Source organism: bacterium (genome assembly GCA_024228115.1).
Lineage (GTDB): Bacteria > Myxococcota_A > UBA9160 > UBA9160 > UBA6930.
Window position 1 is genome coordinate 1 of sequence record JAAETT010000542.1, and the last position, 18,525, is coordinate 18,525.

General features: G+C 64.3%; 18 protein-coding genes and 1 tRNA gene. 13 read left to right on the forward strand and 6 right to left on the reverse strand.

Annotated elements, in window-relative coordinates; all coding sequences use genetic code 11:
* Together GY937_22230 and GY937_22235 are read left to right on the forward strand one after the other, a co-directional pair.
* On the forward strand, positions 1-360 hold a 360-nt coding region (locus GY937_22230; GenBank protein ID MCP5059432.1), incomplete at its 5' end, for a hypothetical protein.
* Between the two features lie 102 nt (positions 361-462).
* Entirely contained in the window at positions 463-1,149 is a 687-nt protein-coding gene (locus tag GY937_22235; protein MCP5059433.1) for an alpha/beta fold hydrolase, read from the forward strand.
* Positions 1,150-1,156: 7 nt separating this feature from the next.
* Here GY937_22235 and leuD read toward each other — a convergent pair whose 3' ends face one another.
* Complete coding sequence (leuD, locus tag GY937_22240) at positions 1,157-1,753, reverse strand: 3-isopropylmalate dehydratase small subunit (GenBank protein ID MCP5059434.1); 597 nt, start codon at positions 1,751-1,753, stop codon at positions 1,157-1,159.
* A gap of 2 nt (positions 1,754-1,755) precedes the next feature.
* The gene (gene leuC / locus GY937_22245) at positions 1,756-3,165 is read right to left on the reverse strand and encodes a 3-isopropylmalate dehydratase large subunit (GenBank protein MCP5059435.1); all 1,410 of its coding nucleotides are present in this window, start codon (positions 3,163-3,165) and stop codon (positions 1,756-1,758) included.
* Between the two features lie 249 nt (positions 3,166-3,414).
* Here leuC and GY937_22250 point away from each other — a divergent pair.
* The 3 genes from GY937_22250 (at position 3,415) to GY937_22260 (ending at position 6,040) form a co-directional block, all read left to right on the forward strand.
* A tRNA-Pro gene (locus tag GY937_22250) sits at positions 3,415-3,488 on the forward strand.
* A 238-nt stretch (positions 3,489-3,726) separates the two neighbouring features.
* Positions 3,727-5,760: a transketolase gene (gene tkt, locus GY937_22255; protein ID MCP5059436.1), complete on the forward strand. Its 2,034-nt coding sequence runs from the start codon at positions 3,727-3,729 to the stop codon at positions 5,758-5,760.
* A 13-nt stretch (positions 5,761-5,773) separates the two neighbouring features.
* The gene (locus GY937_22260; protein ID MCP5059437.1) at positions 5,774-6,040 is read left to right on the forward strand and encodes a YheU family protein; all 267 of its coding nucleotides are present in this window, start codon (positions 5,774-5,776) and stop codon (positions 6,038-6,040) included.
* Here GY937_22260 and GY937_22265 read toward each other — a convergent pair.
* Entirely contained in the window at positions 6,030-7,907 is a 1,878-nt protein-coding gene (locus tag GY937_22265) for a homoserine O-acetyltransferase (GenBank protein MCP5059438.1), read from the reverse strand. The two genes, GY937_22260 and GY937_22265, sit on opposite strands and share 11 nt — an antisense overlap.
* Positions 7,855-9,159, reverse strand: coding sequence for an O-acetylhomoserine aminocarboxypropyltransferase/cysteine synthase (locus GY937_22270; protein ID MCP5059439.1), 1,305 nt, complete (start codon positions 9,157-9,159; stop codon positions 7,855-7,857). Before GY937_22270 ends, GY937_22265 begins: the two co-directional genes overlap by 53 nt.
* Before the next feature lie 469 nt (positions 9,160-9,628).
* On the opposite strand from GY937_22270, the gene GY937_22275 reads away from it, so the two are divergent.
* The 7 genes from GY937_22275 to GY937_22305 all read left to right on the forward strand — a co-directional run bounded on the left by GY937_22275 (position 9,629) and on the right by GY937_22305 (position 15,844).
* Positions 9,629-10,066 (forward strand): hypothetical protein, encoded by a 438-nt coding sequence (locus GY937_22275; protein MCP5059440.1) that lies wholly within the window; start codon positions 9,629-9,631, stop codon positions 10,064-10,066.
* Between the two features lie 25 nt (positions 10,067-10,091).
* Entirely contained in the window at positions 10,092-11,216 is a 1,125-nt protein-coding gene (locus GY937_22280) for a ferritin-like domain-containing protein (GenBank protein ID MCP5059441.1), read from the forward strand.
* Between the two features lie 18 nt (positions 11,217-11,234).
* Positions 11,235-12,335, forward strand: coding sequence for a hypothetical protein (locus GY937_22285; protein MCP5059442.1), 1,101 nt, complete (start codon positions 11,235-11,237; stop codon positions 12,333-12,335).
* 112 nt (positions 12,336-12,447) lie between these two features.
* On the forward strand, positions 12,448-13,104 hold the full coding sequence (locus GY937_22290; GenBank protein ID MCP5059443.1) for a carboxymuconolactone decarboxylase family protein: 657 nt from the start codon (positions 12,448-12,450) through the stop codon (positions 13,102-13,104).
* 169 nt (positions 13,105-13,273) lie between these two features.
* Positions 13,274-14,566, forward strand: coding sequence for a beta-lactamase family protein (locus GY937_22295; protein ID MCP5059444.1), 1,293 nt, complete (start codon positions 13,274-13,276; stop codon positions 14,564-14,566).
* Between the two features lie 123 nt (positions 14,567-14,689).
* A complete protein-coding gene (locus GY937_22300) occupies positions 14,690-15,220 on the forward strand; it encodes a hypothetical protein (protein ID MCP5059445.1) in 531 nt (176 codons plus the stop codon).
* 123 nt (positions 15,221-15,343) lie between these two features.
* Positions 15,344-15,844 carry a cytochrome C gene (locus GY937_22305; GenBank protein ID MCP5059446.1) on the forward strand — a complete coding sequence of 167 codons (501 nt, stop codon included), beginning with the start codon at positions 15,344-15,346 and terminating at the stop codon, positions 15,842-15,844.
* Here GY937_22305 and GY937_22310 read toward each other — a convergent pair.
* A complete protein-coding gene (locus GY937_22310; protein MCP5059447.1) occupies positions 15,798-16,697 on the reverse strand; it encodes an enoyl-CoA hydratase in 900 nt (299 codons plus the stop codon). The genes GY937_22305 and GY937_22310 overlap by 47 nt on opposite strands.
* Positions 16,669-17,400, reverse strand: coding sequence for an SDR family NAD(P)-dependent oxidoreductase (locus GY937_22315; GenBank protein ID MCP5059448.1), 732 nt, complete (start codon positions 17,398-17,400; stop codon positions 16,669-16,671). The genes GY937_22310 and GY937_22315 overlap by 29 nt, the downstream gene beginning before the upstream one ends.
* 175 nt (positions 17,401-17,575) lie before the next feature.
* Here GY937_22315 and GY937_22320 point away from each other — a divergent pair, with 175 nt between their 5' ends.
* Entirely contained in the window at positions 17,576-18,391 is an 816-nt protein-coding gene (locus tag GY937_22320; protein MCP5059449.1) for a ThuA domain-containing protein, read from the forward strand.
* Positions 18,392-18,525 lie beyond the last annotated feature (134 nt).

Here is an 18,525-nt window from a genome sequence, read left to right on the forward strand (position 1 = left end):
GACACCTTTGTAGCGGCGGTCTCGTTCTACGGGATGCTCTCCTACTCCCACTCTCTGATGAAGCGGGAAGGTGGCATCGACCCGCCCAAGAAACCGCGCGACCCGATCGCCGCCGCAAGGGATCTCTCCTGTCCGCTGCTCGCCCTGTTCGGCACCGAAGATCCCTACATTCCACTCGACGACATCGCGACCCTCGAACGGGAACTCGCCACGACGAGCATTGCTCACGACTGCGTCACCTATGAAGGAGTGGGACACGCATTCATGAACGACACGAATGCCGATGCCTACCGGCCAGATGCGGCGTTGGATGCGTGGGCCAGGATGACGGCGTTCCTGAAGGCTCATCTCGAGCTGTAGCACCGCCAGTCGGTCGAGAGACAACTGGATTCGCATCGAGGCCCAAGGCTCCCGTCGACCTCGTTTGCGAAGAACCAGCAGTGCCGGTTAGGCTCGCACCCCGTGTCCGACTCATCCGTAACTGATCTGCGGGGCATCGCTTTCGAGCGTGAAGGTGACGGTCCCGCCATCCTCCTCACCCACGGCCTCGGCGACTCCGCGGAGACCTGGACCGAACTCCGCCCGCACCTGGATGGATTCGAAACCTGGGGGTGGGACATGCTGGGGCATGGGCATTCGCAGAAGCCGACCGATGACGCCGCGTACTCGATGCGGCGTGCCCGCGACGACCTCGAACGCATGATCGAGCGTGTCGGTGGCGATGTCGTGCTCGTTGGCCACTCGCTCGGTGGCTATCTCTGCCAACATCGCGCGGTACGCGATCTCTCGGGCATTCGCGGGCTCGTGCTGATCGCAACGGGTCCGGGCTACCGTGATCCCGCACGCCGCGAGGAATGGAACGGCTTCGTCCACAAGGCGGCGGCGGCGTTCGACATTCCGAAGCCTGCCGCGAAGATGGCCCTACAACACGACGAGATCGTGATGAATGATCTCGAGAAGATCACGGTGCCGGTCCTGCAGATTCTCGGAGAACGCGACAAGCAGTACCGCGGCGCATTCGAAGTCGTGAAGAAACGTGTCGCCGAAGTGGAATCACTGATGGTGCCCGACGCTGGCCACCATCCGCACCGCAGCCATGCGGATCAGGTCGGCCCGGTACTGCGGCGATTCCTCGAGCGGCTGCCGTAGGCGGGGATCAATACCCCGCCACGTAGGGTAGGGCGGCGCTGGTGGCTTCGATGCCGTCGCTGGCGTCGAGCAGCAGGCCCATGGCATCCCACGTCCCTTCGAGTAGCTGCTTGCGTGTGCCGTCGGGAATGCCGGCCTCGAGGCTGCCCTCACGGTAGGTGACCGTGCGCGCGTCGATATCGATCGCGATCTGCTGGCCGGGATCGAGTTCGACGCTGTCCATGATCTTTGCGAGTTCCGTGTCGGGGAGCGTGACACACACCAGCCCCATCGCCGTGCAGTTGCCCGCGAAGATCTCCGCGAACGAGCCGCCGATGAAGCCGTTGAAGCCGTACCGCATGAGCGCCTGGGGTGCGTGCTCGCGCGACGAACCGCAGCCGAAGTTCTTCCCGACGATCAGGATCTGTGCCCCTTCGTAGACCTCGTTATCGAGGGGATGGTTGCCCTTCGCCGCCTTGCGGGCGTCTTCGAACAGATGCTCGCCCATGGTGTCGAAAGTGACTTCCTTCATGAAGCGGGCCGGAATGATGCGGTCGGTGTCGACGTCGTCGCCGCGCGACACGCACGCGGTCCCCGCCACCTTGTCGATCGATCGGTTGCTCATCGTTACAGGACCTCCCGTACGTCGACCACCTTGCCGGCAATGGCGGCGGCAGCGACCATGGCCGGTGACATCAAGAGGGTACGGCCCGTGGGTGAACCCTGCCGTCCCTTGAAGTTGCGGTTGCTCGAAGAAGCGCACATTTCGCGGCCCTTTAGCTTGTCGGGATTCATGGCGAGGCACATCGAGCAGCCCGGCTCGCGCCACTCGAAGCCGGCGGCGCGGAAGATCTCATCGAGACCCTCGTCTTCGGCCATCTTCGCGACTTCGTGAGAGCCGGGGACGACCAGAGCGCGCACGCCGTCCCCCACCTTGCCAGTCTTCGCAACGCGAGCAGCTTCGCGCATGTCGGAAATGCGGCCGTTGGTGCAGGAGCCGATGAACGCGACGTCGATGGGCGTGCCCGCGATTCGCTTGCCGGGCGTTAGGTCCATGTACTCGAGTGCTTCAGCGACGGAAGCGCGTTCCTCATCGGGCACCTCACTCATGTTGGGGATGCGTTCGTTTACGCCGAGATTCTGGGCGGGATTGATCCCCCAGGTGACGGTGGGCTCGATGTCTTTGCCGTCCAGTTGGACCCTGTCGTCGAACTGCGCGCCCGGATCGGTCGCAACGCCGCGCCAGACCTCGACCGCGCGATCGAAGGCCTCGCCCTGTGGTGCCTTTGGCCGTCCGCGCAGATAGTCGAAGGTTTTCTCGTCGGGGTTGACGTAACCACAGCGCGCGCCGCCCTCGATCGCCATGTTGCAGAGCGTCATGCGCTCTTCCATGGTCATGGCCTCGATCACCGGGCCCGCGTACTCGTATGCGTATCCCACACCCCCGTTGACGCCGAGTTCGCGGATGATCGCGAGCGTCACGTCCTTGGCGTAGACGCCGGGCCCGAGCTTTCCCGTGACGTTGACTTGGCGGACCTCGAGGGGGGCCATCGCGAGGGTCTGGGTTGCGAGGATGTCGCGCACCTGGCTGGTGCCGATTCCGAATGCGATCGCACCGAATGCACCGTGAGTCGCCGTGTGGCTGTCGCCGCAGGCGATCGTCATCCCCGGCTGGGTCAAGCCCTGTTCGGGTCCGATCACGTGGATGATTCCCTGCTGCCCGCTCGCGATGTCGAACAGCTCGATGTCGAAGTCGCGGCAATTGTTCTCGAGTTCGCTCATCATCGTTTCGGCCATCGGGTCCGAGAGCGGTCGGATGCGCGTATCGGTCGGAACAATGTGATCCACGGTCGCAAAGGTGCGCTTCGGGAAGCGCACACCGAGGCCGAGTTCGCGGATCATCGCGAACGCCTGCGGACTCGTGACCTCGTGAATGAGATGGGTCCCGATGAAGAGCTGGGTCTGGCCCGTCGGGAGGTCCCGGACGCGGTGGGTGTCCCAGACCTTCTGGAAGAGGGTGAGGGGGCTCGTACTCATGCTGCAATGCTCCTGGGCCATCCGGCTGCGGTGGTTGTGCGATGCAAGTGCGAGAAGGCGAGAGGTCCGGGGAAAGGGGCGCGTGGGCGTCCTCTCTGTCCGGTTCGCCGCTCGGTACCGCTGCACAGCTCGAGATGGGGGTTGATCGAACGGCAGTTGGATAGCACGCGTGACCCGCGCCGGCACAGCGTGCTACCCGCGGGTGAGCCCCGCGCCGAACGGGGCTTGCGGTGGTAGGATTCGCGACCTCGGGGTGTAGCTCAGCTTGGTAGAGCCTGAACTTTGGGGGTTCAGTGTCGGGGGTTCGAATCCCTCCACCCCGACCCGCCCACCCCGACCCGCCTCCTCCAGCCCCCGTCCGCACTTCTCGCACTCGACGCTCGGAATGCGTGGGTCGACTCCTCACGCCTGCCTCCCGTCGTGCCGCATTTGTAGTAAGGTCCCGAAGGTTTGGGCCCCCCCACAGCCGCGCCCCCCGGCGCAATGCCTGAGTTCGTCACTTCCGACTCCAAGAGATGCGCCCTCTACGCTCTCGCTGCGGCCGGTGACGATGGAGAGAGTATGCCCACCGATCTGTCCCCCGCGCTCCGCGCACAAATCGAAAACACCATCCGCTTCCTCGCAGTCGACGCCGTACAGAAGGCCAACTCGGGACATCCCGGAGCCCCCATGGCGTTGGCCGGTCCGGTCTTCGAAGTGTGGGACTCACAGATGCGCTTCGATTCCAGTGATCCCGACTGGCCGATGCGCGATCGCTTCGTGCTTTCGAACGGGCACGCCTCGATGCTCCTCTATTCGCTGCTGCATCTGTGGGGTTACGACCTTCCCCTCGAAGAGCTCGTGAAGTTCCGCCAGCCCGGTTCCAAGACCCCCGGCCATCCCGAGTACGGCGAAACGCCCGGCGTCGAGGTGACGACGGGGCCGCTCGGGCAGGGCATCGCGCACGCAGTCGGCATGGCCCTCGCCGCCCGCATGACGGCATCACAGTACGGCGTCGCGTCGGGAGACGGTGACGGTGCCCCTGGCTGCCAGACGATCTACGGCGTGTGCGGCGACGGATGTCTGATGGAGGGCATCTCGGGAGAGGCGTCTTCGCTCGCGGGTCACCTCGGTCTCGGCAACCTGATCTTCCTCTACGACGACAACCAGATCACGATCGACGGTGGGACCCAGATCTCCTTCAGTGAAGACGTGAAGGGCCGCTACGAAGCCTACGGCTGGCACGTGATCGACGGCATCGACGGGCAGGACACCAAGGTGATTCGCCAGGCTCTGGAGCGCGCCAAGCGCGAGGCCGGACGCCCAAGCCTGTTGATGGTGCGCACGGTGATCGGTCTGGGAAGCAAGGCGATCGAAGGGACGAGCAAGGCCCACGGTTCACCGCTCGGCAACGAAGAGATTCCGCGTGCCAAGGAGAATATGGGTTGGCCGACCGAGCCGGACTTCTTCATTCCCGAAGAGGTGCGCGAGTACCTTGCCGCACGCAGTCAGGAAAAGCGCGAAGAGCGTCTCGCTCTCGACGAACGGACGAAGGCCTGGCGTGTGGCCCAACCGCAGCGCGCTGCCGCATGGGATGCGGCGCGTGGCCGAGAGATCCCCGCCGATCTCGACGCGCTGCTGTGCGAGGGCATGGACACTGAAGCGGCGACCCGCAAACACAGCGGCACCGTATTGCAGAAACTCTCCGAGCACATTCCCTACATGGCGGGCGGGTCAGCGGATCTCGCCGGGTCGGCTGCGCCGCCGATCATCAAGGGCGTCGGCATCGTGGGAGTCGACGAAGGCCAGGGGGCCTTCGCCGGGCGCAATATCCACTTCGGTGTGCGCGAACACGCGATGGGCGCGATCACCAACGGGATTGCACTCGAAGGGACCTACCTTCCCTACTCGGGCACGTTCATGATCTTCAGCGACTACGTGCGGCCTTCCATCCGCCTCGCCGCGCTGATGAAGCTGCGCTCGATCTTCGTCTTCACGCACGACTCCTTCTACGTCGGCGAAGACGGTCCGACCCACCAGCCGATCGAGCAGGTAGATTCACTGCGCCTGATTCCCGGGCTCAAGGTCTTCCGGCCGGCGGACGGGCTCGAGACCGCGATGTCGTATGCGTGCATCATGCACCGTGCCGACGGGCCCGCGGTGCTGTCATTGACGCGGCAAAACCTGCCGGTGCTCGAGCGCCCGGCCACCTTCGACCGCAGGGACGTCTGCAAGGGCGGCTATATCGTCCGCGAAGTGGACGGTGAGCCGGATGTGGTGATCGTCGCGAGCGGTTCCGAAGTCAGCCTCGCTTGCGGGGCTGCGCAGCGGCTCGCCGAAGGCGGAACCCTCGCGCGCGTGGTGTCGGTACCCTGCCTCGAGCTGCTCAAGGAGCAGCCCGAGAGCTACCTGGAAACGCTGCTGCCCGACGCGGTGCCCGCGGTGGCTGTGGAAGCCGGCACGGCGCAAGCGCTCGGATTGCTCGTCGGTCGACGTGGCCTCGTGTGCGGGATGGAGCGCTTCGGTGCGTCGGCACCTGCGGACATCCTGGCCGAGCAGTTCGGTTACACGCCGGAAGCGCTGTCGACGCGGATTCGCGACTTGCTGTCCAGCTAGGAGCGCCGTGAGCATCTCTACCCCAAGCGACTCCGGAGATCGATTTCTCGTTATCTCCCCGACGGACGTCGGTCGAGAGGCACTCGAGGGTCTGGTCCAGGAGTTCGTGAGCCGCGACGGCACCGACTACGGGGACGTGGAATGGACCCTCGAGCAGAAGGCCTGTGCCGTGAAGAGCCAGCTCGACTCGGGCGAGGTGCGCATCGTCTTCGACCGCGAACAGGAGCGGGTGAATCTCGTCGTTGCGCGCGATCTCGAAGCTTCGCTTCTCAGCGAGTAATCGCGACCACCGCGAGGTCGGCGTCGAGGTTCGGGTTTTCGGTGATTTCCTTGCCGGAGCCAGACTGGACGTAGATGGCGTCGATGATCCGAAAGCCGCGCTTGGCGCACAGCTCCTGAAAGTCGAGGATCGACGGGAAGCGGCGATTGGGTGTGTCGTGCCATTCGTATGCGTAGAGCCCCTCCTCTCTGGGGAGGCGACCCTCGCTCATGAACATCTCGCGCATGGGTGCATGAGCGAAGTTGGGGAAGCTCACGATGCCGCGCTTTCCGATGCGGACGATTTCGTCGAGCACGCCGGTGACGTCCACGATCGACTGCAGGGTCTGCGAGAGCAGAGCGACCTCGAAGCTCTGGTCGGGAATTGCTGCGACGCCCTCGTCCAGGTTGGCGTGCATCACGTCGAGCCCGCGCGCCACGCACTCGACGACCTCATGCTGGTCCCACTCGACACCGAGCAGTGGGTCGTGCCCGCGGTCGCGCAGGATCGCGAGCAGTTCACCGTTGCCGCAGCCGAGATCTACGATGCTGGCTTCTTGCGGAATCAGGCGCAGGATCATCTCGTAGTCGAGTCGGCGCGCAAAGAAGATGCCCGTGGGTTCGTCGATCTGGGGCTCGTCGGGGACCCGAATCGGTGCGCTCGTCCCTGCTTCGCTCGCCAACATGGCTGCGATCATGCGGCCGCCGTCGCGCATGCTGTCTTCGAGCAGGAAGGAATCGTGTCCGGCCGCGCTTTCGACCTGGCAGCTGCTGACTGAACGCCCCTGAGCGATCAGGGCGTCTACGAGCTCGCGCGAGGCCGCCGGCGGATACAGCCAATCGCTCGAGAAGCTCAGGAACAGCCAGCGACAGCGAGCGGGTGCGAGGGCCGTGCGAAGATCTTCTGGGTTGTCGCCGAGGTCGAACAGGTCCATGGCCGTCGAGAGCGTGATGTAGCTGTTGGCATCGAAGCGCTCGACGAAGCGATCGCCCTGGTGGGCGAGGTAGGAGCCGACCGAGAAGGTGCTCTCGAAGCCGGTTTCGATTTGCCGCGGCTGGAGTCGCGTGGGATCGAACTTCGAGCGCATCGACTCGTCGGAGAGGTAGGTGATGTGGGCGAGCATGCGCGCCAAGGCGAGCCCGGCCTCCGGACCGGGGCCGTCGTAGTACTGTCCTTTTTCGAAGTGGGGGTCGTGGCGGATTGCGTTGCGCCCGACCACATCGAAGGCGATCCCCTGACTGCTGAGGCGTGGCGCGGCTGCGATCACGAGGCTCGCAGCCACACGATCGGGAAGATGGATCGCCCAGTCGAGCACCTGCAGCCCACCCAGGGATCCCCCCACCACGGCACGTAGCTGTGCGATCCCCAGGTGGTCGATCAGGCGCCTCTGGACTTCCACCATGTCACGTACGCTCACGACGGGGAACTCGGCGCCGTAGGGGCGGCCGCTCACGGGGTCGACGAAGTTGGGCCCCGTGGTGCCGCGGCAGCCGCCCAGCACGTTCGAGCAGATCACGAAGTAGCGATCGGTATCGATCGGCATGCCGGGCCCGACCAGGATCTCCCACCAGCCGGGATCGTCGTCCGCGTCGTGGCGTGCCACATGCGAGTCGCCGCTGAGCGCGTGACAGATCAGGACGGCGTTGTTGCCATCGGCATCGAGCTTGCCGTAGGTCTCGTAGCAGATCGTGATTTCGGGGAGCCGCCCGCCGTTTTCGAGGGCGAGCGGCTCATCCGAAACCCAGGTCTTCGCGAAACGCAGCGGCACTGCGCTGCGGTGATCGTCCGTAGAGGATGGCGTGTTCACTTCGTCCGACCGCCGGGCAAGCGCCCGCCTATTGGCTCGCGAGCAATGCCTGGTCGAGGTCGGCGATGATGTCTGCCACATCTTCGATTCCGACCGACACCCGCACGTACTCGGGCGACACACCGGTCGCCATCTGTTCGTCCGCCGAGAGCTGCGAGTGGGTCGTCGATGCCGGGTGGATTACGAGCGTCTTGGCATCGCCGATGTTCGCGAGATGGCTCGCGAGCTTCACGTTCTCGATGAACCTCTTTCCCGCTGCCTCTCCGCCTCGAATACCGAAGCCCAGGATCGCCCCGCTACCGTCTGGCAGGTAGCGACCCGCCGACTCGTGGTGGGAGTGGCTCGCAAGGCCGGGGTAGTTCACCCATTCGATGTCGTCATGCCCTTCGAGGAACTCCGCGACCTTCTGCGCGTTCTGGCAGTGCTGTGGCATGCGCAGATGCAGGGTCTCGAGACCCAGTAGAGTCAGGAAGGCAGCGAAGGGACTCATCGCGGCCCCCGTATCCCGCAACCAGTGCGTCCGGATGTGCATGATGTAGGCGATGTTGCCGAGGGGGCGCAGGGCTTCTTCGAACACCGCACCGTGGTAGGAGGGTGAGGGGCCGCAGAACTCCGGCCAGCGGTCGGGATCGGCTGCCCACTGGAAGTTCCCGCTGTCGATCACCACACCGCCGATGTGCACGCCATGTCCACCGATGAACTTCGTGGTCGAGTAGATCACGATATCGATCCCGTGTTCGATCGGACGCAGCAGCGCTGGGGTCATCACCGTGTTGTCGCAGAGTACGGGCACTTTGTGCGAGTGGGCGATGTCGGCGATCGCGCGGAAGTCGGGAACGTCGTTCTTGGGGTTGCCAATGCTCTCGATGTAGACGCAGCGCGTGTTCTCGTCGACGAGTTCGTGGATCGCTTCGGGCTTGTTCGGGTCGAAGAAGCGCACCTCGATGCCCAAGTTCTTGAAAGTCTGTGAGAACAGCGTCCAGGTGCCGCCGTACAGACTGGTCGAGGACACGAAGTTCTGGCCCGCGTGGCAGATCGTCAGGATCGAGGCCGTAATGGCCGCCTGTCCCGATGCGAAGCTCAAGGCGGCTGCACCACCGTCCAACGCCGCGAGTCGCTTTTCCAGCACGTCGTTGGTGGGGTTCATCAAGCGGCTGTAGATGTTGCCGAATTCTGCGAGTCCAAAGAGGTTGGCAGCGTGTTCGGTGTCGTTGAACACATAGGATGTGGTGGCGTAGATCGGTACCGCGCGGGAATTGGTTGCGGGGTCGGGGTCCTGGCGGGCGTGGATGGCCATCGTTCCGAGACCTTGGGGCGTCTGCTCATCACTCATGGGGGTCCTCCTCGGTGTCATCGTCGCGCACGATGCGTGCGCTTGCAGAAGGGTGAACTTAGAGAAGTCGGGGCGGCTGCTCCAAGTAAAGGCATCGGGTTTTCAGGGAGACACGATGCCACAGGGCTGAAATGGGCCTGGCAATCGGTCGGCTAACCACTCGGGATTCCGAGGTTCTCCGCGGATCGTTGACAAAAAGTGGCCGCGAATTACCGTAGTCTGGATTTCGCAACTATTTCAGCTAATTGAGGCATGAGGAGGTCTTGCCGGAGCAATCGTGTGCGTCCTCGGTTGCGGTGGATCCGTCCGGCGCTCATCGGATTGTGTCTTCGGACGACAAACCGGCGCTGCGGAACCCACCTGCGCGTTCCTCGGCTACCTCTACCTGGGCATGTTCGAGCGGCCGGACACCGGCAGATCGCTCGTATGGACCGGGGCAGCACATTCCAATAGGAACAAGGAGAGACAGATGGCCATCAAGTTCCCCTCGATCGACTTCTTTCAGGAACTCGCGCGCCGCATGGAAGACAATGCGGCGGAGTTCGAGAAGCTGGGCTTCTGCGACACGGTGATGGGTGTGAAGGTGGACGGGGATGCCTCCCATCTGTACGCGCTCACGTTCGACGTGTTCGACTGCACGGATGTGCGCGAACTCGCGAGTGCGGACAGCACCGAAATCGACTTCGTACTCGAAGCGCCGCTCGCGCTATGGCGCGAGATGTTCGAGTCGATCCAGCGCAACGGCCATCCCGAGCCGGCCTACACGCTCAACAGCCTCTCCCACGTGGGAGATCGCATGAAGGTCGTCTACGACGATCCGGAGGGGCACGACAAGTTCTATCGGTTCATGGCGACGTTACAGGCGTTCGTCGACCAGGCGTCCAACCTCGAGATCGAGTGGGTCTGATACCCGACTACGGAGGATTTCTTTCATGAGCTACTACGGCACGAACGACTTCTCGTACAACTCCGACTTCAATCTGCGCGTGCGTGACATCAAGAAGGGCAACCTCGATTTTGGCTGGCTCGACGAGGCACGCGACACCGTCGAAGTGCGGCGCCGGGATCCGCGCCGCGGGCTCACCGTCGAAGACTGCGAAGTCGGTCGTTATGCGATCGAGAACACGCCCGAAGTCGTTCGTGACAACCGTGGGCTCGCGCCCCGCGGTGCGATCCTCGACCCAACCGCGGTGCAGCCCGACCTCGGTCCCTCGCTCAACAAGAAGTCCGATGTCTGGGGCTACCGCGTTCAGCGCTACTGGGAAGAGGCCATGAGCCGCCAGTGGAACGTCTCGACCGACGTGCCGTGGCAGGACATGGACAAGCACGAGATCCCGGACGACCTCGAGATCGCCTTCTGTCAGCTCTGCACTCTGCTCTCCGAGGTGGAGATGATCGCCACCGATCTTCCCGCCAAGTGGAGCCACCACATGAACAGCTACTTCCAGGAGGTGAAGGGCTTCATCGCGACCCAGGCCATCGACGAGGCACGCCATGCAGAGGTCTTCCGCAAGCGGGCATTGGCCGGCGCCGGGCTCTTCCGCGCGAGCGTGCGCGGCGAACATGCGCTCAAGGGAATCCTCGAAGCGGATAGCTACAGCGAAGGCAGCGTCTTCCTGCATGTGCTGGGTGAGGGATTCATCCTGACACTCTTCCGGTCGAGCGAGTTCATCTCGCCCACTCCAGTGGAACAGCGCATGTTCCAGCTCGTGATGCAGGACGAGGCGCGCCATGTCTCCTACGGCTTGCAGCACCTCAAGTACCTGATGGACAACTGCCCGGAGGTTCGTCCCCAGATCAATGGCTTCCTCGACGAGGCCGAGCGCCATCTCACCGGGCTGTTCAATCCGGACCAGCTCGAAAGCATGATCGTCCTTGGAGGAAAGGGAACGACACCGGAGTGCATCCGCCACGGGATCGAGGTCGTGGGGGCATTCCAGGGCAAGCAGATCGAGGAGTACTTCCACCGGGCCGAGCGGGCGGGTCTGCCCGAGCGCCGCGAACGAAGCCCCCTTCTGGAACTGCAGCAACGGATGATTGCTGCGATCTCGGCCTGAGCCAGGGAAAGAGAGAACATGAGCTACTACGCACGAGATGATTTCTTCAACAATCCCGAAGTCCTGGCACGCTCCGTCGACATCCTCAAGGGGAACCTGAAGCTCGAGTGGATGGGCATCGACGTCGAGAGGGCCGCGTGCCGGCCCCGTGACGCCCGACGCGGGCTGACGTTCGGCGACACGAATGTCGGGAGCTATGGCTGGGATCAGATACCTGAGAAGATCCGGCACAACTACTCGATGGCGCCTCGAGGTGCGCAGTTGCCGCCCGGCCTTCCGCATCTGGGCTACGACATCAACCGCAAGAGCGAAGTCTGGTCGGAGAACGCCCCGGAACTCTACGAAGAATCGAAGGCACGTCATTGGGTCCCGGCGCGTGAGGTTCCGTGGGATGCGGTCGAGGCCGTCGAACACAGCCAGGAATTCGAACGGGGCCTGGCGCAGATCTATACCGATCTGACGGTCATGGCGTCTCTCCTGGGCGATATGCCGTCCAAATGGGTTTGGCATATCAATCAAGAAATCGTCGAACTCAAGATGTGGCTATGCACCCAGATGTTCGACGCCGCTCGGCTGGCGGACGTGTTCCGCAAGCGAGCCATTTCGGGCGGTGCGGGCCTCGGTCGCGACTACGCACCGCTCGGCGAGCTGGTGAAGAGCGTATTCGATGCCGGGAACTACCCGTGCGCATCCGCGTCGGCGAATCTCCTCCTCAGCGGGTTGATGCAGACAGTGCTGCGTCACGTCGGGGCGGTTTCGACGAATGCGGCGGATCAGACGATCGCGCATTTCAGCGTCCAGGACGTTTCGCGTTCGCTCGCCTACGGCATCGGGCACATGCAGTACCTGATCGAGCAGCGTCCCCATGTGGCAACGGGGATCAGGGATCACGTCGATGAGGTAGAGAATACGCTCGTCGGCTTGCTGGGGTCACCTTTGTTCTTTTCGAACCTTGCCCTGCTCACAGCCGGAAGCCGAGACGAAGCCGGCGCAGCGGTACCGCAGGTTACGGCCCTCTACCGTCGCTTCGCCGACGAACATGCGGCTCGGCGCCGTGCCAGCGGAATCGCGAGCGAGACGAGCCCGCTCGAAGCATTCGTATCCGAACTCGAGGCCTGATTCCAAGGACGAACGTCCCTGACAGGAACGGGAACCGAGCCGTCGGCAGCTCCCTTCCGGCAACTTGGCGCTAGCATCGGGATCCTGGAGTTTCATCCGATGGAGGATCATGATGCCGAGGCTTCGCCAGGTTTCTCGCAAGGAGGCGACGCCCGAGGTGCGCGCCATGTACGACCGTCTCTTCGACGGAAGGGATCCGGTCGCCGAACCGGGCACAGCCACCGGCACTCCGGGAAACTGGTGGACGGTCTTCGCGCTCGTGCCCGACGTCTTCCGGCATGCCGTCGAGGGATTTGCGCTCTACATGAATCCCAAGCGCCACCTCGACCCGAAGTTGCGGGAGTTGGGCCAGGCCCGTGCGGGCTTCGCCCGGGGCAGCCAATTCGTGTTCTCCCAACATTGCAAGGCCATGCGAGCCAACGGGCTCCCCGAAGAGAAGATCGCCGCCATTCCTTCCTGGACCACCGCCGAGGTGTTCTCTCCCCTCGAGAGAGCCGTCCTCGCCTACACCGATGATCTGGTGCTCGCCGGGGGACGGGTGTCGGATGGCACGTTCGAAGCGCTGCGGAAATCGCTCTCGGATGAGGAGATCCTCGAACTCACCTACATCGTCTGCACCTACGAGCTCCACGCCACCATGTGCCGTGCCCTGCGCCTCGAATACGACGATGTGGAGGAGCGGATCGTCGAGATCGCCGCGCCCGAAGGGAGCGCCGGGCGCGACATCGGCCGGGATATTGGCGGCGCTTCAGGGGGCGGCTCGGCCTGAGGGAAGGAGCCGTCATTTCGCGGATTCCTCGAGGAGTTCAAGGCATGTACATCGCACCGAGCCTGAGCATTGACCCTGGCGGCCAGGGCGTGCTGGCACCTGGCCGCGGCGAGAACGACGAAACCGTCGGGTTCGACACCGGCGCGCAGCCGAATCGGCCTCCTGAACGATGACCGGGAGAACCCTGGCGGCGGCTGCGCTAGCCGTAGCGTTGACGTTCGGCTGTAGCGGCTCTTCCCTCGATCTGGACGTGCCGCCGGCCGCCCCGGGAAGCCAGCCCGGCACGGGACTCGCCTGGTGGAGCCGAGCGGCCATGGATGCCTACCTGCGCTGGACCGCCTGGACGGAAGCCCGCTCGGGATTCGTGGCGATGTTCGCTCGCGACGGCCATCCCGTCTACGCGACCGCGGCGGGCTACGCCGACATCCACACCAAGACGCCCATGACGCTCCATACGCGAATGCGCTTCGCGTCGATGACCAAGCCGGTAACCGCCGTCGCGGCCCACATCCTCCTCGAAGAAGGCAAGCTGGGATTGGATGACCCGGTGGAGCGCTACATCCCGGCCCTCGCGAATGCTCGCGTGGCGACGAGCCACACGCGAAGCGCAGACGGAACATTCCCCACCGAACCGGCAGATCCGATCCCGACCATCCGCCATCTCCTGATGTTCTCTTCTGGCGTGGGCCCCGGAATGTCCTCTCCGTCGGATCTCTCCAGCCACTGGAAGGAGCACGGCCTACGCTCGACCCGAACCGGATCGCTCGCGGAGCGGGTCGACCGGATCGTGCAACTCCCTCTCTTCGAGCATCCGGCCACGCGCTGGCGCTACGGCGGTTCAGCAGACGTCCTGGCCCGTGTCATCGAGGTGGCCGCGGACGAGCCTTTCGGAGAGTTCGTCGCACGGCGAATCCTCCGACCGCTCGGCATGTCCTCGACCCGCTTCCTGCCACCCGAGCCGGGCAAGAGCGAGTTGGCCCGGGTCTACACCCAGAATGAAGACGGCGATCTCGTGCTGGCGGAACCGAGCATCGACGCTGAAGATTGGACACCGGGAGGGAGTGGCCTCGTCTCCACCGCGCCTGACTACATGCGCTTTGCGCTGATGTTGTGGAATCGCGGCGAGTACGACGGGACGCGAATTCTCGCGGAAGAGACGGTTGCGGAGATGACGCGCCTGCACGTGCCCTCCGGAGTCCTTGCCGCACAAGAAGTCGATGGCAAGGGACTCGAGGGGCTGGGCTGGGGCCTGGGGTTGTCGGTCGTCGCCGATTCAGAGAGCACCCCGTTTTCCGATCGGGATGGCGACTACTGGTGGGGCGGCTACTACGGCACGACGTTCTTCGTCAGCCCGCAAAGTGGCCTGGTCGGGGTCATCCTCTCGCAGAACCAGCCAGGCCCCCATAGCGACCTGCCCATCGCACTCTACGTTTCCCAGGCGCTTGCCTTCGCGGGGCTCTAGCTACACCGCGTGTCGGAAGGCCTGGCCATACCCGAAATCCGGTAGACCGCCGCCCGCAGTCCATCCTCCGAATCTGGACATCTACGATTCGAAGGCGACCATCAAGAGCAAGGAGGGATCAACATGCATCACAACGCTTCGGCCCTGAGGCCGCTGGCTCCGGGGATCATTCTGGCACTGCTATCGATCTCGTTCGGCTTCCTTCTTGGTGGAGCCTTTGGAGCCGTGGAGGACTCCATCAAGGGCCATCTGGGTTCCTCTGCAGAGGCTGTGTTCGAAACGGTTTATCAGGGTGACGCAGAGAAAAGAGACGCCGTCGTTTCGAAATCGTGGAGCTACATGAAGAGAGCCCATCTCCACGGCGGTGCGATTGGTGCGGCCGCACTTGCGTCGATCGTTCTGCTCGGCTTGTTCGGAAGCGCGAGCCGTCTCGAACGGATCTCTGCGATAGCCTTCGGTGGAGGTGCGCTCCTCTACTCGTTGTTCTGGCTCGCGGCAGGGCTGACGGCGCCCGGGATCGGGAGCACTGGTGAGGCAAAGGAAGCCCTCAGTTTTCTCGCGTTGCCCGGCGCAAGCCTCTGCCTGCTCGGCATCGGCGGCACGTTGCTCTCGGTGGTGATGCAACTCGTCACCCCGCCCGCCGGATCCGATTAGATCGGCTTCGACACCTCCGCGAACGCAGGCCGGCCGGTCAGATCCGCCGCGTTTGGCTCGATCCATCTGACTTTCGATTCTGCCCGGGAAGCTTCCCTGGGCGAAAACAGGAGACTACGGTCCATGTCCTGGCGCAGCGGCTCAACGATCATCATCGCTTTTCTCGTGGCAACCAGTGTCGCGTCCCGTGCAGCCGAGCCTGCGGACGCAGAGCCCGTGGCCGCCCAACCCCCCGCAGCCAAGGCGGAACCCTTCAAACCCGAGACCCGTCAGCTCGTCGAGATGCCGGAAGAGGCGCAGCGACTCCTTCGCAGCGACATGTTCGATCATCTCGTAGCCATCACCCTGCTGATGGGGCATCTCGCTGCCTCGGAATTCGAACAGGCGAGCGAACTCGCGGAGGCTCGCCTCGGAAACAGTTCCAGGGGGCGGCACCGCGGTACGGGTTTCGGACCGGGGCGTTTCATGCCTCCCGGAATGCATCAGATCGGGTTCGGAATGCACCAGTCGGCGACCGATTTCGCCAAGATCGCCAAGAACGAGGACCTACCGTCCGCTTTGTCGGCATTGCGGCGTGTCACGAACTCCTGCGTGGCTTGCCATGCAGGATTCCGGATTCGCTGAACCCACCCGAGCGTCCCTTGAACCGTGGAGGGCGCTTTTCCACGAAAGCGCGCACGGCTTCGCGATGGTCTTCCGTTCGTGCCGAGCGAACCACCGCCTCGGCTTCGCCTGCGAGACAGGCCGGGAGATCCTGATGCAGGGCCCGGCTCAGATTGGCTTTCATCAGCCTGTACGCGACGGTCGGACCCGTGGCCAGACGCCGCGCCCAGGCCAGGGCTTCATCCATCAGGCGGTCGTCCGGAACCACCCGATTGGCGATGCCGAGGCGTTCGCAGGCATCGGCGGCCACTCGCTCACCGGAAAAGAAGAGCTCCCGCGCGCGGGCGGTACCTACGAGATGGGTGAGGAAGAAGCTCGCGCCGTAGTCACCCGAAAGGCCGACATTTCCGAAGCCGGTCGTGACGAACGCGCTCTCGGCCATGATGCGTAGATCGCAGGCCAACGCGATCGAGAAACCAGCACCCGCAGCGGGGCCGGGCAACGCAGCAATCGTCGGTTGGGGCAACGCGTAGAGGGCACCTGTGAGTTCCAGTTGGCGACGGGTCTGATCGGCGACGACCTCTGCGAGTGAAGGAGCCGGATCTGCGCTTGGCCCTCGGGTACCCATGCCCTTCACATCGCCACCCGCGCAGAATGCGGAACCGGCCCCGGTCAAGAGCACTGCTCGCACGCGCGCATCGTCCCGGAGCGAGGCGATCGTGGATCGCAGAGCGGGGCTCAGCGTATCGGAGAGCGCATTCCGCACCTGGGGGCGGTTCAGCGTCAGTACCGCCACGCCTTCGTCGATGTGAGCGAGCAGCTGATCGGGCCGGTCTCCAGGGGCTCTACCATCGCTCCGTCCACGACCGCAGATCTGCCTCGAAGGTCCAGGCGCTGCGCGGCTGGGCGTGGATGGACCAGAAGGTTTCCGCAATGTCCTCCGGGGCGAGGATCGAATCCGGCGGGCGGTCCTCGAGTTGATCGCCCATCAGCCCGCGGATGAACGCACCATCGATGCCGCCGTCGATCACGATGTGGGCCACATGGACGCCCTCGGGTCCCAGCTCGCGGGCCATGCTCTGGGCCAGCGCGCGCAATCCATGCTTGGCACTTGCAAAGGCCGCGAAACCGATGCCACCCCGCACGCTGGCCGTTGCCCCGGTGAAGAGGATGGTCCCGCGCCCACGCGGAACCATCCGCCGGGCCGCCTCGCGTCCCATCAGGAAACCCGCAAAGCAGGCCATCTCCCAGACCTTGGTGAACTTGCGTACGTCCGTATCACGAATGGGGATATTGATGTTCGCGCCCGGATTGAAGACCGCCACATCCACCGGTCCGATTTCCGCCTCGACTCGATCGAAGAGGCCGGCGACCTCCTCCTCCTTGCGCCCGTCCACCTCGAAGCCATGGGCCCGTCCGCCCTGGGCGCGGATCTCCTCGCACATCGTCTCGAGCTCATCGCCGTGCCGCCGGCGCACGCCGCAGGCAATGAAGCCCTCCCGAGCGAAGCGTTTCAGGATCGACGCTCCCAGGCCGGGCCCCGCACCCACGACCAAGGCCACTCGCGCTCCCGCCATCTTCGCACCCTCCGGCCCGACGCGGGCCCGCCTGTACCCATAGCCCGTTGCTAAGTGTAGTTCTCGCAGATCCATCCCCGACACCGCTTCCGCGACGGGTACCATTGGCCGCCCAGGCATCCAGCCGTCGAACTCGAGTGTGGGAAGGAACCGTACCGATGAGGAATTCGAAGCCATGAGCACGGCCCGGACTCATTTGATCGTAGGAGGCTTTCCGCCGGGAGCGACGGCTGCCCACGACATGGACTATGCGAGACGTCGCTTGCTCGACCTCCTGGGGGAGACGCCGGGCGTGCAGACGACCGTGTCGAATGACTTCGCCGATCTCGAGCGTTGGCTGCCGGACTGCACGTTTCTCGTGAGCTACGTGGCCGGCCCACACCTGATCGGAGATCAGAACGGCATCGTCCAGGAGTGGCTGGCCGGTGGAGGCCGCTGGCTCGGCCTGCATGGAACGAGCGGCGGCCGGGCCGGGCGAATCGAGGGCCAACCCCACGCGCGGCGTATGCTGAAGCTCCCCCATCACGACACGCTTGGCAGCTTCTTCCTGAATCATCCCCCGATTCGCCGCTTCCAGGTGGACGTCGCGGACAGCGACCACCCGCTCTTGCGCGGCGTTCCGGCCTCCTTCGAGGTGAGCGATGAACTCTATTTCATCGAACTCCTCGACCGGGAGAACACGCAGATCCTGCTGACCACCCAGCTTCCGAAGGATCCGGCCCCGGGGTTCGGCTTCACCTACGAAGAAGACACCTCGTTGCTACCGGACAATCGGTCCCGGGCATTGGGATACAGCCGAGACGTCGGCAAGGGTGGGGTCGCATACATCGCGCTCGGGCACTGCCACTCCCCGGAAACGAACGGCCAGCCATTCGTCGACGAGAGCGTCGCTCCGGAGGGCAAGACGCCGCTGCTCTTCCGCGGCTCCTGGGAAACCGACGGCTTCGAGCGACTGCTCAGGAACGCTCTCGCGTGGGGTGCCGGCACCTAGGAGTCTGCGCGGTAGAAGCGAGATCGGCCGCGTAGCGTGGGATTCTCGGTTGAATTGTTGCGGTGAGTAGGGTCTGGGGCGCCCGGGACCGCGAAGGCTCCGGATCGGGTGTGAGCCGGGGTTGCCCTGGAAGC